The sequence below is a fragment of the Borrelia venezuelensis genome, from assembly GCF_023035835.1.
Taxonomy (GTDB): Bacteria; Spirochaetota; Spirochaetia; order Borreliales; family Borreliaceae; genus Borrelia; species Borrelia turicatae.
Genome location: NZ_CP073220.1, coordinates 1 through 15,684, shown reverse-complemented (window position 1 = coordinate 15,684; position 15,684 = coordinate 1). Strand labels below are relative to the sequence as shown.

Sequence of the window (15,684 nt, the reverse complement as noted above, 5' to 3'; positions counted from 1 at the left end):
AGATATGATTGTTAGTTATATAAAGCTTATATGTTTGATAGTTTTTCTCTTTTTTTATATTTGGTTCTTTATTGTTTTAAAGATGAAAAGAACTAATTTGGTTTTACTGGAAAAAATTAAAAATGGTGCAAAAATATTAGATATTAGATCCCCCAAAGAATATAGTAAATCTCATTATGCAAAATCAATCAATATTCCTTTTAAGGATTTGTTTGCTAAAAAAGATAAGTTAGGTAATGTTGAAACTCAAATAATAATTTATGGTAAAACTTTTAACAAGTCTATTGAAGCTAAGAAAATTTTAAAAGGATTAGGCTTTAATAATGTATTTGTTGCAGGAACTTTAAAAAACATGCCTAAATTGCCTAGTTCTAAAGAAGAGGTTAATGGTTAAAATTATCGGAATAACAGGTGGATCTGGGAGTGGGAAAACTACAGTTGTTAATAAAATTAGTGAAGTTATTCCTGAATTTGTTCTTATATCGCAAGATAATTATTATAAAAGTGTCGGTGATTATGAATATGAATTTTTAGATGTTAATTTTGATCATCCAGATGCTTTTGATAACAATTTGTTTTATAAGCACTTAAAGAAACTAAAAGAAAATAAGTTAATTCATATGCCTCTTTATGATTTTATTAATCATAAAAGAAAAGATGAAACCGTTGAAATAGTTCCAACCCCTGTTGTTATTGTTGAAGGTATTATGGTTTTTGTTGAAGAGAGAGTGCGCAATTTGATAGATTTAAAGATATATATTGATACGCCTAATGATATTAGGTTTATTAGGAGACTTGAACGAGATATGTCTAAGAGGGGGCGTACATTGGAATCCGTTATTGAACAGTATTTAAGTACTACTAGGGCAGGATATTATAGATTTATTGAACCTACTAAGGAATATGCTGACCTTATTATTCCTGAAGGAGGACATAATGATAAAGCCCTTTATGTTCTCTCATCTTTCTTAAGAACTCTTGGACAAGAAAGTTCAGTTTTTTTTTAAAGCAATGAAATTGGGTAATAATCTATTTCAATGTATGTATCTCTTGTTAATTTTATTTTTTCTTTTGTGTGACGTATTAGCTTTTCAAGTAAATTGAATGATTTTGATAAATATATTATATTATACCTATAGTATTTGGATATTTTTGACATGGGTGCTTTTGATGGGCCAAGATATTCGATCTTATCATTTAATAACTCTTTAGATATTTCAAAAAATTCTAAACATTTATGTCTAGCAGTTTCTTGTTTTTTGCTTCTAATTACTATTCTAATGATTTTTTTAAAAGGAGGATAATTTAATTCTTTTCGAATTTTTATTTCTTCTTTATAAAATTCTTCATATTTGCCCTCATATGCGTATTTTATAGGATAATAATCCGGATTTTTTGTTTGAATAATAATTGTGTTGTCACTTTGGAATCTTGCAGCTCTGCCTAGTACTTGTGAGATTATTGCAAAAATTCTTTCACTGCTTCTAAAATCAGGTAAACCCATTCCAATATCTGCATTAATGATACCTAGTGTTTTGATCTGTTTAAAATTAAAACCTTTTGCAATGATTTGTGTTCCAATTAAGATATCTAATTGTCCATTTTCAAATGCATTTATTGATTGAATAATTTCTTTTTTATTAAGATCGGAGTCTGTTCTTGCTATTCTTGCATTCGGCAAAAAATTTTTTAATTCTCTTTCAATAAATTGAATCCCATATGTTTTGTATATGATATCTTGTGAGTTGCAATTAGGACAATTATTTATTATGTTTGTTTTGTAATTACAGTAATGACAGATGAGTTTATTTTCACTTTTATGGTAAATTAAATTGAAAGAACAATGTGGACAGTAAATTATATGTCCACAAATCTTGCATTCAAGTGTTTTTGAATATCCTCTTTTATTGATAAATATTAGTGCTTGTCTTTTATCAATTAAACTTTTTTGTATACTGTAAAGCAATTCTGAAGATATTATTTGGCGTTCTTTTTTCATGTCTATTATTTTAAGTTCTTTGAATGTTCTTTCAAAAAATTTATTTTTTAAAACCATTTTTTTTATCTGATTATTTTCCATGGCAAGATATGCTTCAAGTGATGGCGTTGCACTTCCCATTACAAATTTGGCATTAAATGTGCTTTGTAGAAAAAATCCTATGTGTCTTGAATGAAATCTTGGGGTGTTTTCAGATTTATATGTGTATTCATGTTCTTCGTCCATTATTATTAACCCTAAATTCTTAAATGGCAACATTAATGCGCTCTTAACACCAATTATAATTAAATTTTCTCCATTCTTGACTTTATTCCATATTAAGGTTTTCGTTGAATTTGATACTTTTGAGTTATATTCATAGACTTTATTTGTGTTTAGATTTGATTTTATCCTTTTAATTATTTGATAGCCCAGAGAAATTTCGGGAATTAAGAAAATTATTTGTTTTTTTTGTTCCAAATAGTTTTCGCATAGTTTGATAAATATTTCTGTTTTTCCAGAGCCGGGGACACCAAATAAGTAAAATGTATTTTGTGTATTTGATTCAATAATTTCTTTATAAATACTATTTTGTTCTTCATTTAATTGAATGGGTAGTTTATAGCTTAAATTTTCATTGTCATTATTTTTGATTTCTTTATTTGAAGTTGAAATTTTAGGTAACCCACAAAATAGAGTTTCTCCAAATCCAGAAAATGTTTTTTGACTAATCCAGTGTGCAAGATTGATGTTATGTTCTATTATTATTGCATTCTTGTCAATGACTTTTATTATATCTTTTATTTCAAACGTGAAATTTTCCTTAAGTTCTTCCTTAGCATATCTTTTAATTATGATTCCAATTGTGTCTTTTCCATTAAAATTTGTTATTATTCTTATTCCTGTTTCTAATTTTAAGTTATATTTATAAAAAAAAAGTCTATTTATGGGAATATTAAACGCAATTTCATAATAAAAATTGTGTTCTGAGCTTTTATCCATATTTTATTATACCTTTTATGATTTTTAAGTCTTGCCAGATTTCTTTTTTGATTTCTGGATTTGTTACTTGATTTGTAGGGAGATATGTAAATACTATTGGAATTCCTTTAAAGTTTAATTCAAATCCTCTCACAATTTGTATTCTTAAGTGTTGGTTTAAGAATAATGCTACTTCTTCACATGCAAGAATTGCTTTAGGTTGTTGGTTGTTAATCTCGAAGGTTAGAGTGTTAGGATTATCTATTATTTTGTAATTTAATATTTTAATACTTTCACACCATTTTTTTACTATTATTTTTGCATTTTGATTTAGATATTTTTTATCTATATATACTATTAATAAACCTTTTTTGTCATTTTTATTTATTTTGTATCCTGTTGATTTTATTAATCTATTATTTTCTTTTATATCTTTTTGTTCTGTGTGTTTTAAAATTTTTATGTTTCTGGCTTTGATTATTTGATTTTTAAGTTTCTCAAATTCTTCTTGTTTGCTATAAATATTTTCCGATATATTGTTTTTAAGTATTCTGAGAAGTATCAATTTTTTAAGCAATTTGCTTTTATTCATAAAAAACCTTATCTAAAAATAAAGCTTTAGCGGGTGCTGTTTTTCTTGTAAGTTTTCTATTTTTTGAGTTTAAAATTTTTTTAAAAGTATCGACAGGTTCATTTTTTATCTCTATATCGATCATTACTCCTACTATTGATCTTACCATTTTCCATAAAAATGAAGAGCCTATTATTTCAAAGATTATAAATTTATTTTTTTTCTTAAATCTAGCATAATAAATTTCTTTCAATTTTGAGTTTGTTTGGTCTCTTATGCATGAGAAGGTAGTAAAATCGTGTATTCCAATTAGCATTTCGGCCATTTCATTTAGTCTATTAATATTTAGTTTTTTCTTTACATAATAAGCCCGATATCCTTCCCAAGGATAGTGGTTTTCATTGTTGAGTATGTAATAGCTATATTTTCTTCCCTTGGCATCAAATCTAGGTTGAAATTTATCTTCTACGTACTTTAATTTTATTATTCTAATATCGTCCTTTAATAGGGAATTTATTGCTGTTTTTAGATTTTTGAGCTTAATATTTATTTTTATATAAAAAGATATTATTTGTCCTCTTGCATGTACTCCTTTGTCTGTTCTGCCTGCTGAATGAATTTTAATCTTTGTTTTACTTATTTTCTTTAATACCTTTTCAATTTCTCCTTGAATTGTTGGTTTTTTTGGTTGGATTTGAAATCCATAATATAGCGAACCGTCATATGTTATTTTTGCAAGTACTTTTTTCATTTATTTAAAAGTTTTTATTTCGTTTGAAATTTTAAAATAAACTTCTTTTATTTTATCTAAAAGTATTGAAGGCTTTTCTTTTGATGATTTTCCCATCCCGGTTATTTTAGATAGTAGAGTTTTTATGTCAACTAATTGATTGTATCTGTATTGTTTATCTTCTTTATTACCATAAAAATATTCTAGTAAACTTGATAGGTATAGAACACTGTCATATCCATAATTTTTATCTGTATCAGGACCAAATACTATTTCAGCGTTAATTGGTTCTGAATTATTTTGCTCTTTTTCGATTGTTAATTTATAAAGATATGCTGCTTTATGATAAAATATTTTTTGTAAATAGTTATAGTTTTGATTTGGATATTCTTTGTTTAGATCTTCAAAGATCCAGGCCGATCTTATTGCACATTTTGCTTGATTGAAAGTTGGATTATGAGTTTTGTCCAGATGTTCATAACACATTATGGCAAGGATATAACTAGCAGCTCCTTCTTGAAGTCTTCTTGGTTCATTAAAATTTAGGTTGTCTTCGAAAATTGATTTTATTTCTTTACGTTCATCAGTACGGATAATTAGAATTTGTTTTATGTTGTTGTTAATAAGTGCTATTGCATTGAACTCATTTGGGAAAGCAGCCAGATAACAATTGGGACATACTGTTATTGAATATATCCTGGGATAAATGTTGCCATATTTTTCATTTTTTATATACTCTCTCTTTAAATCAACTTTTAACTCCCCAGCTATTAATCTGCTACCTCCTGTTAATAGTTCTTCTTTCCTAAATTTGTGTTTGCATAAAGGACATTCAATTTCGTATTTTGTCAAATATGATATTTTTTTCATAAATTAATTCTCTACTATTACAAATGCAATAGCATACTCCCTTTCATGTGAAATTGTCAAGTATAATTTTAGATTCATTTGGTTAATCAGAGTTTTAATATCATTGTGTAATTGGAATATTATGTTACCTTTTGGTAAGCTTATAATTTCAATATCTTTAAGTGAATATTTTATTTTGATATTTATTAGTGGGCTTAGCGCTTTGATTAATGATTCCTTTGCTGAAAACTTACCAGCTAAACTTTCTAAAACCCCTTTTCCTTTCATTGCTGAATTTTCAATTTCTCTTTGTGTAAAAAATCTTTCTAATTTTTTTCTATTTTGTAAAAAACTATTAAATCTTGTAACTTTTATTATATCACATCCTATTGATTTCGTCATTTTATTGCTCTGTTGAGATTACTTCAATTTTTATTGTTTTGGGTTCATATTCATACACTTCTATGCCATGAGTGTTATTTTTAAGTATTATATCTGTGTTAATATTATAAATTCCAGGAGTTGCAATTTGACTTAAATCGAGATTAAGATTAATATTTTTGTTAGCTATATGCATTTTAATTATCTTTTCTGAGAGTCCGCTTCTTATCTTAATAAACATCTCATTTTCTGGGTCTAAGATTTTTTCTTTATTTTTTATTTCCAGTCCATTTTTTAGGTTATTGAAAATTAAATTGGGGTTTTTGATTGTTGTATGTATGTATTTTTTACCTAGTGTAATATTGACTATTACGTGATTTTTCTCAAGCGTTATTAGTGGGTTTGGAGAAATTACTTCCAGATGTTCTGAAATAAATACAGTATTTATATCGAATTCTTTTATTTTGGTTTTGATTGAGTTTATTGTCTTGATTACTTTTTCAGGGCCATGTATTTTTAATTTTTCAGGTACTATATTATATTTGGCAATGAAATATTCTCCTTTACCCTCTTTTTCAAGTAATTTAAATTTGGGTTCAACTTTGACTAATTTTGAGATTTTTTTATCAAGGTTTAGTGTAATTTTATTTTTTGAAAGCTTATATTCAACAATAGGTATGGGATTAAAGTTTTTGATCTTTATTGGCAGTTCATATTCCCCGGCTTCTTTTATGTTATTAGCTTCAACTAATAAGGTTATTCGGTCAAGGTCTAAATATTTTAAGTCTTTTTTATTGATTTTGACTGTAAGTAACATTTTATTAAAATCAGGTATTTTACCTAATGTAACTTCATCTTCTAATAAAATATTAAATTTTTTTTCTATTGTAATTGATTCTATACTATGAAAGTAAGATGTCGTGAACATAATAATGGCTATTAGGATAGAAATAGCTTTATTTTGCCAATCTTCAAATAATAATTTTATTATATTCATAAATTTTTTAGTTATAATCATTATTCATTCTATTAATGCAAGATTTAATTTTTTTTTGATTTCATTTAAGCTTAAATTATATTCTAATTTTCCGTTTTGTGTGAGTGAAATAGAACCAGTTTCTTCAGATGTTATTATTGTTATTGCATCTGAATTTTCAGAAATCCCAAGCCCTGCTCTGTGTCTTGTTCCAAAGGTTTTGCTGATAGATTCGACATTAGATAGTGGTAGGAAAGAACCAGCATAAACTATTTTGTTATTACTAATTATGACTGCTCCATCATGTAAAGGTGTTTCATAATCAAAAATTGATATTAGTATTTCATTAGATACAATGGAATCTAATCTTATGCCTTTATTTATTATTTGATCTAATTGTATTTTTTTTTCTATGCAGATTAAGCTACCAGATTTATTTTCTGATAGATGCTTAATTGTTTTTATTATCTCAACAATAGTTTTGGTAGTTTCTTCTTTGTTGTTTGCAAGTTTAAAAGATAAATTAAAATTTCCAATTTGCATAATTATTTTTTTTATTTCTTGATGAAATAGTATAAGCATTGCAATTGGCAATATGTTTGCTATGTAATTTAATAGCCAATTTATTGTGTATAAGTTGAAATAATAAGACACGATACCAATGGATGTAATGATGATCATTCCTTTGAGTAAATTTACAGAATAAGAATTAATAACATTTTTATAGATATAATAAACTAAAATGCTGATTAAACTTACATCTAATACTTTAGAGAAAATATCTTTTATTTGATTTATACTACTTATATCTATCATAATCATTTTTATTCAATATATTCATATATGTTAAAATAATACCATATATAAATATATTGAATATATTCATAGTTATATATATATTGTAATACAAGTTAATGTTAATTTAAATTTATTTTTTGTTTATGGGTAAAAAAGAAAAGATTATAGCTTTGATATTTGATTTTGATGACACTTTAATTTATGGTAATATGCAACAGGTACTTTTTGATGAGTATAATGTTAATGCTAGTTTATTTTGGGATGAAGTTGAAAATTTATCTATTACTTATAACAAAAATCATTGTAATATCATTGCTAATGAAATGATATATTTGTCACATTTTTTAACATATGTCAAGGAAGGGATTTTTAAAGGCTTAAATAATAAAATATTATTTGAATTGGGCTCAAAATTGAGATTTTTTGAAGGAGTTATTTCTTTGTTTAAAGAAATCGATGAAATAAATCGAAGTTTAAAAAAATCAGCTACTGTGATAAATATTTATATTGTTTCAAGTGGTTTTAGACAGATGATTTTAGGCAGTAGTATTGCTCCTTATGTTACTAAGGTTTGGGCTTGTGAATTTATAGACACATACCTTATGCCTTTTTATCAGAATTTAGATAATAAGTTTTCAGAAAATGTTGTTTTAAGTAGCGTATGTTATTTCGTAGATCATACAATAAAAACCCGGGTAATTTTCGAGCTAAATAAGGGATCTTATGATAAAATTAATAAGAGGATTCCTAAAGGTAGAAGAGAGATTCCTTTTGAAAATATGTTTTATATTGCAGATGGTTTTAATGATATTCCAGCCTTTGAAATTTTGAATAACAGCTTAAATCATTATAAAAATACGTTGACGGTTTATCATGGAAATGATGAAAATGCTAAGAGGCTAGTTAAAGAGAAAAGAGTAGGGGATTTAGCTGAAGCTAATTATAGTAAGGGAACTAAGTTATATAATTGGATAATGGAAAAGATTCATTTAAATATATGAATTGATTTTAAATTTTGACAAATATTCGTGAGTGAGTATTGACTCTGTTTTTAAGTATTTTTCATAATGATTAAGATATATTGAAGGAGCAGTGAGATGTCTTTAGAGCTAAAACCAACTGATAGGTTAAAGTTTGTTAAATTACAGTCTGTGTTTTATGTTATAGCTTTGATTGTAATGTTAATTGCTATTTTAAAAATAGCACAAACAATATTTAAACCTTTAGCTATTGCGGTGGTTCTTGGGTTTTTGGTATATCCCATTTATACTTTTCTTAAAAAACTAAAGATCCCAAGAGTTTTAATAGTTTTTGTAATTTTTTTTGTTCTTTTTTCATTTTCTTATTTGGTTTTTAGTTTTGTTTATTATAGTGTTACTGTCTTAATTGATCAATTACCTTATTATCAGAAGCAGTTGATTTTTATTATGGTAGATATTCTTGAAAAATATAAGTTAGATAGTGCTATTATTAGCACTATAGATTTTTCTAAATATATTTATCCTTTTTTAACTCGGATATCTAATGAGATTATTGGATTTGCAAGCAGTTTGGTTGTGTTATTTTTATTGTTGTATTTTTTACTATCAGAAATACACATTTTTGATATAAAAGTTAAAAATGCTTTTAAACAATCTGTTTCGAGTATATTTATTGAGGCTTTAAGTACAATAAATAGTCAGATTAGTAAGTATCTGGGAATAAAGCTCTTTGTTAGTTGTCTTACAGGTTTTTTAGTGTTTATAGGTTTAAAGTTGTTTGGACAAGATTTTCCTCGTGTATGGGCTGTGCTTACATTTGTTTTTAATTTTATTCCAAGTATAGGTTCAATTTTAGCAGTTTTTTTTATTATGATAGCTGCTTTAGTACAGTTTTATCCTAATTTAAATTTAGTTTTTTATATATTTATATATAATACATTTGTTCAAATGTTGATTGGGAATATTCTTGAGCCTAAGATGCAAGGACATAGGCTTGATCTTTCTCCTTTTTTGCTGCTTTGTTTTCTTTTCTTTTGGGGATGGCTTTGGGGCATTGTGGGACTTTTAATAGCCTATCCTTTTACAGTGATTATAAAAGTAATAGTAGATAATATAGCGTGTTTAAAACCTTTTTCTGTGTTTTTAAGTGGTTCAAAGATCTTAAGTGTTGATAATAATAAGGAGAGTTAAGTTTGCAGAGAAAAGTTATGCTTACAGGAGATAGACCTACAGGTTCTCTTCATTTAGGGCATTATATCGGGTCTATTGTTAATAGATTAAAGTATCAGGAGGAATATGAGACTTATATTATTATAGCGGATTTGCATACTCTTACTACAAAACCAGATTTAAAAAGCATTAATGAAATATCTGTTAATGTTAGAGAAATGGTTTTGGATTATCTGGCTTGTGGGATTAATCCTGAAAAAGTTAATATCTATTTGCAATCAGCTATACCTGAGCTTTTAGAGTTAAATTTAATACTGTCAATGATTGTAATGGTTAATCGTTTGCAAAGGATTCCTAGTATAAAGGACATGAGTGTTGCTGCTGGACTATCTGAGGTTCCTTATGGACTTTTGGGTTATCCTGTTCTTATGAGTGCGGATATTTTGATGGCAAAGGCTAATTTAGTTCCAGTTGGACGTGATAATGAGGCTCATATTGAGCTTACAAGAGAACTTGCTAGGAAATTTAATTATCTTTATGGAGATTTTTTTCCAATTCCTGAAGCTATCTTTACAGATTCTCAGGCTCTTGTGGGAATTTATGGCAAGGCTAAGATGAGTAAAAGTCTTGGTAATGCGATATTTTTAAGTGATGATGAAAAATCATTGCGTAAGAAAGTTATGTCTATGTTTACAGATCCGAAAAGAGTGAGAGCAGATATACCAGGAGAAGTTGATGGTAATCCTGTTTTTATTTATCATGATCTTTTTAATAGTAATGTTGATGAGCTTTATGAGTTTAAAACTAGGTATAGGAAGGGTACAATTGGAGATGTTGAAGTTAAAGAGAGGCTTTTTGAGGTTTTAAATCAATTTTTAATACCAATTAGAGAGAGAAGAAAATTTTTTAAAGCTAAAAAGGGTTATATTGATGAAATAATATTTGAAGGTACAAGTAAAACCAGAAAAGTTGCAATAGAAGTTATAAAAAATGCTAAAAATTTAATGGGTATATCAAGGACGTGGAATGGGGTGAGGAGAAATGTAGAGAAAATTTTAAAAAATAATTTAAAATAATTTAAGTATATAGGTTGTACCGAATAATTGACTATAATAAATCAAGTTGTTTGAGTTTTATGTCATAATTCATGTATGTTAATTAGATTAAAGAGTTAGCCGAGTGTATTAAATTTGTATGAAAATCTAAGAGAGGATATAGTAAATCATTATGTTCAGATATGACCTCACTTAATACTCTAAGTATTGGTTCTGTTTTTGAGCCACGGAACCATAAACTAGCAATTATTTCATGTTTATTATTTTTAAATAAAACTTTAAGCCCTCCTGATGAGTCACCTGTTCTAGAGATGTTTTGTTTGATACCCTCATAATTTATAATTTCATAATTATGTATTGGTAATTTGTGTAATACGGTATTATTGTTGTTGAATTCTTTGTCTAATAATTTTTCGTAGTTGGTTTTTAATATTTCTTGATTTTCTACTTTTATTTTAAGCATGGCTTTTTCTGATGATACTTCTACATTGCTATAAAAATTGATTGTCTTTAATATGTCTTCAAGAGTGTATTGTTCATTATATGAATTATTAGATATTGAGCACCATATTTTGTAAAGATTTTTGATTTTAAGCAATTTTATGATGCTAAAGAGAGTTGTTAATGGATCTCTTACTTTTGAAGGGTATGTAATATTGCCCCCATTTGATCCTTCTCCTAAAATTTTTACTATTAATCCTTTATTCCGTAAAAGGTCAGCCATTTCTGTTAAGTTGGCTTCACCAACCTCCACTCTATAAACTTTTGTGTTAAATAGCGAGGCTATTTTTTCAATGTTTAGTGAGGTTGCATCATTAACTACGATAGCTAAATTGTCTTTAATTCCTGTATGGTAAAGATAGCTAAGCTCTGAGAGTACTGAGAGTGCAAATATTTTTTGTGGTGTAATGATACTTGCTTGTTCTTTTTTTAAAATTGCGACCAAATTGCCTCTGTCTCCATCACAATCAGGGACATATCCTAACTTGAAAGAATTGTCATTCTTAAATTTTTGTTCTAATATTTGTTTGCATATGTTTAAAGATGTCCCTTCAGGAGTCATTCCATGTTTAAAGATACCAATTTCTGTGTTATGAAATTCCAATTTTATTCCCAAAGATTCAATCATTTCTCTATCAATTGAGTTAATGCGAGAACTACCATTCATCTCTCCTATGATTCCTATAGGTTCTTTTTTGATAGTTTTTTTTAGTATGTCAATATTTTTTTGATTATGGGTATCTGAATATATTATTTGCTGCATTAATGATTTATATGAGTTATAAGATTGTGTTTTATGTCTAGCCTGTGAAGTGATAATTGTTTCATATGTTTTTAAGTGCAGAGCATTGGTATTAAACTTTTGTAAGTTTGTTATTAGATTGTTTATTAAAGTTTCATTTTCAATGTTGGATCTGAGCTGACATATTATTTTCTTTGTTTCATTTGAATTTAGCACACCCCCATCATTTAATCCAATTTTAATGCCATTATATCCTGTAGGATTATGACTGGCAGAAATGTATATAAATCCTTTTGAATTTTGATTTTCTTTTGTATAAGCTAAGATTTCTGGTATTGGGAGTATTCCAAAAAATTTTACACTGTTATTGTTTAAAATTAAGGTCTTAATTATTATCTCTGAGATTATATTTCCAGTTGCTCTTGAATCTAATCCAACATTGATATATTTTTTTGGTTTATCTTTAAAATAATTTGATATTGTAAGGGTTATAAGAGCAACCAATATTTTGTCGTCATCATTGATTTCATATTCTATTGAATTTTCATTTTTTGATTTTGCAAATATCTTTCTAAATCCTGAATGAGAGAGTATCATTTCATTAATGGCGTTGCTTAGATTTGTCATATTTAGTATATACCTTTTTAGCATATTTTCCTCTTCATTAGTATATTTTATTTAATATTTGCCTTTATTTGTAGTACTATGATTATAGTAACATATTCTATTATAATAAGCATTATTTAACGTGCTTCTTATTATGTTAATTGTTGTTTACCTTGTCTTCAAATGAGGTTTTGGTGTGTATGAAGTAATTGATGAAATTTTTTCTAAAAAAATGCTTGATATGCTTAATATGCACAAACTTAAAACTTTAAGCATATCTGTTAAGAATTTTCCTGATGAGAGTCATGGCAGTATTTTAAGTCTTGCTAATAATTCTGTTAAATTAAAGTTTAAAAAGGAGCTTGTTGAACATAATTTAAAAAAATATATTGATGATTTTACAAAGTTTTCGGTTTCATCAGAAAGTAATTTTTATGTTTTTACCGGTGATGATCTGGAAAGACTAGGATTATTGCTTTATCCTTATCTCTCATTTGGTATTTTAAATGGGGGTTCTGCGACTAGTTATTTTGATATACTGAAAAATAACGATTTTAATGAGGAATTGTATTCTTTATATGCAGATAAAATACTTGAAGCTAGGAGGTTGTTTGGGCATTTGCCAAAGGGAATAACACCCGCATATGTTAATAGAGATGGTAGTTATGGATTTTCATTTTTAGCATTAAAAATGCGACATCTTTTAATGCTTTCTAATAGATATTGTGAGCTTTATGGTAAGAGTATTAAGCCTTCGATTTTTCAGATGACAAGTTTTAAGACTTATAAACCAATTTCTAATTTTTTAGATAATATTTTTGATGATAATTTGATTAAAGATTTGAATTCTTGTGGTTTGCAAAGGGCAGATATTTTGACGGCGATTCAGCCTTTGGTTTATTGTTATAATAAATTAGATGATGGTCAATATGAATATTTTAGCTATTGTACTAATGGCAAGAGATCTTTTTTGGCTTTACCTGCTGGTCATGGGCAAAATTTTAAAGTTTTAAGAGATATTTATTTTAGACTTTATAATTCTGGAAAAAAATTTGTGTATATTGGTAATGTTGATAATATTGGTTTTACTGTTAATTTACAGACTCTTGCCATAATGGCTATAACTAATAGTTCTTCTGGCTTTGAATTTAGTGTTAAAACCCTACTAGATACAAAGGGTGGGGTTTTAGTCTTGGATGATGATAATCATTTAACATGTGTTGATATTGGTAGTGTTATTTCTAAAGAAGCTGTACTTAAAGCTGAATGTAGAGGTTCTAGGATTTTATTTAATTGTGCCACAGGTCTTTTTAATTTAGAATATTTGATAGAAAATATGGATAGAATAATATCAGATATGCCTATAAGAATTATTGAACAGGATAAAGAGTTTGGTAGATATACTGCAATTGAGCAAATAACTTGGGAAGTTATGAGAATAGTAGATAATCCATTAATTTTTGAGGTCAATAGAGAAGATAGGTTTCTGCCCGCAAAATTATTTGTTGATACGCTTATTATGAGTAATTACATGAATGATAAATTTTCGGGTAATATTTCTGATATTGCTAGATATTTAAATTATGCTCTTAATAATGCATTGAAGAATAAATATGATTTGGTATTTAGGCAAGGTAAGTGGGATGTTTAGATTTGTGTTATTTGGCCTTTTATTGTCTAGTTTGGTTTTACTAGGCTCCATTCCTGATATAGATTATGATTATTTTGAAAATGATAAATTTGATCTTGTAGATATTGATAAATTTTTAGGAAGAGTTAATGTTAAGAACATTTTGAGGGAACGTTGTTTTTTTATTGGCATTAGGAATGTTGCTAATCCTAGTGCTGTGCAAGCACTAAGTAAAGAAGAACTTGGTAAAATAAGAGAGATAAATCCAGTAGGAATTATTTTATTTAGAGAAAATTTTAAGGATGCACAGCAAACTAAAGAGTTGATTGAAGGGATAAAGAGACATCTTGGTTCTGACATATTGATTGCTGTTGATGAAGAAGGAGGACTAGTTAGTAGAGCTAGTGAGAATAAAAAATTGGGAGTTTATAATTTTCCTGCTATGGAATCTGTTGGAAAGACTGGAGATTCTCAGCTTGCATATAAGATTGGTGAAATTCTTGGGAAACAGCTTAGACGACTTGGTATCAATGTAAATATGGCACCTGTAGCAGATGCAAAATTTGTTCCAAATAGTCCCTTAGGTAGCAGAACTTTTGGGTATTCATCTTATAATATTGGTCTTATGGTAGAGGCATTTATTGATGGGATACAAAGGGAAGGTGTGTTTGCTGTGGTTAAACACTTTCCTGGACTTGGAGGCACAAAAGTAGATACCCATAAAGATTTGGCCTTATTACCTTATAGTAAAAATTTTTTAATGGTAAATAATTTTATACCATTTCTTTTTGGCAAGGAAGCAAAATTTATTATGCTTGGGCATGTACTTGTTCCTAAGATTTCCGGAGATGTAAGTAGTATGTCAAAAGATATTGTGGATATTATAAGACATAATCTGAATATCTTTAGTATTATCATGACAGATGCATATGATATGGGGGCAATTGTAAATAATTTTAGTTTGGGGCATGCGATTAGGAAATCATTAAATTCAGGTATTGATGTTGTGCTTATTCCAGAAGGGTTTAAGAAACTTAATGTAGAAGAATGAATATTCTTAGTTTTGTATAAAGGAAATGCTTATTAAAAATTACCATTATTGTTATAATTAGATGGGAAAGGTAATAGCTATATCGACTAAAAAATACTCACGTAGAGAAGAAGAAAATGTAGAGAGGATAGAGAATAAATTAGTAATTGGAATGTTAAGTTTAACAGAGACAAAAGGCAATGCAGGGAAAAGAAAAGCAGAGATATTGTTACCAGTAATAATGGAAGTTCTAAGAGCTATAGGTAATTGAGTACCTATTAAGATATTGATAATGAAAGAATATATGTGTATTTGATATTTCAATATATAAAGAGAAATAGATAGAGTAAAATAGACATTTGAGAAAGTTGGAATGAGGGGATAAAAGTGGATGGGGATGATATTGAAATCAATCCATTCATTGTAGGTCATGGTTATTCCAATGAAAGCGTAATATTTATAATGTTGATTATAAGGAGTTAAATTTATATAATTGTGTTGAATGATACCTATTTGTAGTGGTTTTATATTTTCATTATTAAATTTTTTACCCCATGCATGGGTATATATTATTAGTAGTGATATAAGTATTAAATTTTTCATTGTGTGTGTAAGGAATTGTAACATGTTATTAAGGAATAAAGAACAGTTTGTACTTGTTTGGAAGGAGGTAATAATAAATATTATACTATTAACAATTAAACTA

The 15,684-nt window shown here is 27.3% G+C and carries 16 protein-coding genes; 8 read left to right on the top strand and 8 right to left on the bottom strand.

Annotated elements, in window-relative coordinates:
* Positions 1-4: 4 nt before the first annotated feature.
* Together bvRMA01_RS00080 and udk are read left to right on the top strand one after the other, a co-directional pair.
* Complete coding sequence (locus bvRMA01_RS00080; protein WP_011771980.1) at positions 5-394, top strand: rhodanese-like domain-containing protein; 390 nt, start codon at positions 5-7, stop codon at positions 392-394.
* Positions 387-1,007 (top strand): uridine kinase, encoded by a 621-nt coding sequence (gene udk, locus bvRMA01_RS00075; protein ID WP_247031308.1) that lies wholly within the window; start codon positions 387-389, stop codon positions 1,005-1,007. The genes bvRMA01_RS00080 and udk overlap by 8 nt, the downstream gene beginning before the upstream one ends.
* On the opposite strand, the gene priA is transcribed toward udk, so the two are convergent.
* The 7 genes from priA to cdaA are packed head-to-tail and all read right to left on the bottom strand — an operon-like array spanning position 1,004 to position 7,282.
* Complete coding sequence (gene priA, locus bvRMA01_RS00070) at positions 1,004-2,980, bottom strand: replication restart helicase PriA (RefSeq protein ID WP_247031306.1); 1,977 nt, start codon at positions 2,978-2,980, stop codon at positions 1,004-1,006. The two genes, udk and priA, sit on opposite strands and share 4 nt — an antisense overlap.
* Positions 2,973-3,551 (bottom strand): hypothetical protein, encoded by a 579-nt coding sequence (locus tag bvRMA01_RS00065; protein ID WP_247031304.1) that lies wholly within the window; start codon positions 3,549-3,551, stop codon positions 2,973-2,975. The genes priA and bvRMA01_RS00065 overlap by 8 nt, the downstream gene beginning before the upstream one ends.
* Positions 3,544-4,281 carry a tRNA pseudouridine(38-40) synthase TruA gene (truA, locus tag bvRMA01_RS00060; RefSeq protein ID WP_247031302.1) on the bottom strand — a complete coding sequence of 246 codons (738 nt, stop codon included), beginning with the start codon at positions 4,279-4,281 and terminating at the stop codon, positions 3,544-3,546. Before truA ends, bvRMA01_RS00065 begins: the two co-directional genes overlap by 8 nt.
* Entirely contained in the window at positions 4,282-5,130 is an 849-nt protein-coding gene (locus bvRMA01_RS00055) for a DUF2225 domain-containing protein (protein ID WP_247031300.1), read from the bottom strand.
* Positions 5,131-5,133: 3 nt separating this feature from the next.
* Positions 5,134-5,511, bottom strand: a complete 378-nt coding sequence (gene acpS / locus bvRMA01_RS00050) for a holo-ACP synthase (RefSeq protein ID WP_011771974.1) — start codon at positions 5,509-5,511, stop codon at positions 5,134-5,136.
* A 1-nt stretch (position 5,512) separates the two neighbouring features.
* On the bottom strand, positions 5,513-6,508 hold the full coding sequence (locus tag bvRMA01_RS00045) for a CdaR family protein (RefSeq protein ID WP_011771973.1): 996 nt from the start codon (positions 6,506-6,508) through the stop codon (positions 5,513-5,515).
* Positions 6,509-6,511: 3 nt separating this feature from the next.
* Positions 6,512-7,282: a diadenylate cyclase CdaA gene (gene cdaA, locus bvRMA01_RS00040; protein WP_041178546.1), complete on the bottom strand. Its 771-nt coding sequence runs from the start codon at positions 7,280-7,282 to the stop codon at positions 6,512-6,514.
* Positions 7,283-7,407: 125 nt separating this feature from the next.
* Between cdaA and bvRMA01_RS00035 the strand changes: the two genes are divergently transcribed.
* The 3 genes from bvRMA01_RS00035 (at position 7,408) to trpS (ending at position 10,490) form a co-directional block, all read left to right on the top strand.
* Positions 7,408-8,265 (top strand): hypothetical protein, encoded by an 858-nt coding sequence (locus tag bvRMA01_RS00035; RefSeq protein WP_247031298.1) that lies wholly within the window; start codon positions 7,408-7,410, stop codon positions 8,263-8,265.
* A 96-nt stretch (positions 8,266-8,361) separates the two neighbouring features.
* The gene (locus bvRMA01_RS00030; protein ID WP_011771970.1) at positions 8,362-9,435 is read left to right on the top strand and encodes an AI-2E family transporter; all 1,074 of its coding nucleotides are present in this window, start codon (positions 8,362-8,364) and stop codon (positions 9,433-9,435) included.
* A 2-nt stretch (positions 9,436-9,437) separates the two neighbouring features.
* Positions 9,438-10,490, top strand: coding sequence for a tryptophan--tRNA ligase (gene trpS / locus bvRMA01_RS00025; RefSeq protein WP_247031296.1), 1,053 nt, complete (start codon positions 9,438-9,440; stop codon positions 10,488-10,490).
* 82 nt (positions 10,491-10,572) lie between these two features.
* Here the strand turns inward: trpS and bvRMA01_RS00020 are convergent, their stop codons facing one another.
* Positions 10,573-12,363 carry a phosphoglucomutase gene (locus tag bvRMA01_RS00020; RefSeq protein WP_247031294.1) on the bottom strand — a complete coding sequence of 597 codons (1,791 nt, stop codon included), beginning with the start codon at positions 12,361-12,363 and terminating at the stop codon, positions 10,573-10,575.
* Positions 12,364-12,514: 151 nt separating this feature from the next.
* Here bvRMA01_RS00020 and bvRMA01_RS00015 point away from each other — a divergent pair, with 151 nt between their 5' ends.
* From bvRMA01_RS00015 to bvRMA01_RS00005, 3 genes are all read left to right on the top strand, one after another.
* Complete coding sequence (locus bvRMA01_RS00015; RefSeq protein ID WP_247031292.1) at positions 12,515-13,969, top strand: UTP--glucose-1-phosphate uridylyltransferase; 1,455 nt, start codon at positions 12,515-12,517, stop codon at positions 13,967-13,969.
* Entirely contained in the window at positions 13,932-14,999 is a 1,068-nt protein-coding gene (locus tag bvRMA01_RS00010; RefSeq protein ID WP_433996701.1) for a glycoside hydrolase family 3 N-terminal domain-containing protein, read from the top strand. The genes bvRMA01_RS00015 and bvRMA01_RS00010 overlap by 38 nt, the downstream gene beginning before the upstream one ends.
* Before the next feature lie 61 nt (positions 15,000-15,060).
* Positions 15,061-15,249: a hypothetical protein gene (locus bvRMA01_RS00005; protein WP_247031290.1), complete on the top strand. Its 189-nt coding sequence runs from the start codon at positions 15,061-15,063 to the stop codon at positions 15,247-15,249.
* Positions 15,250-15,684: the final 435 nt, after the last annotated feature.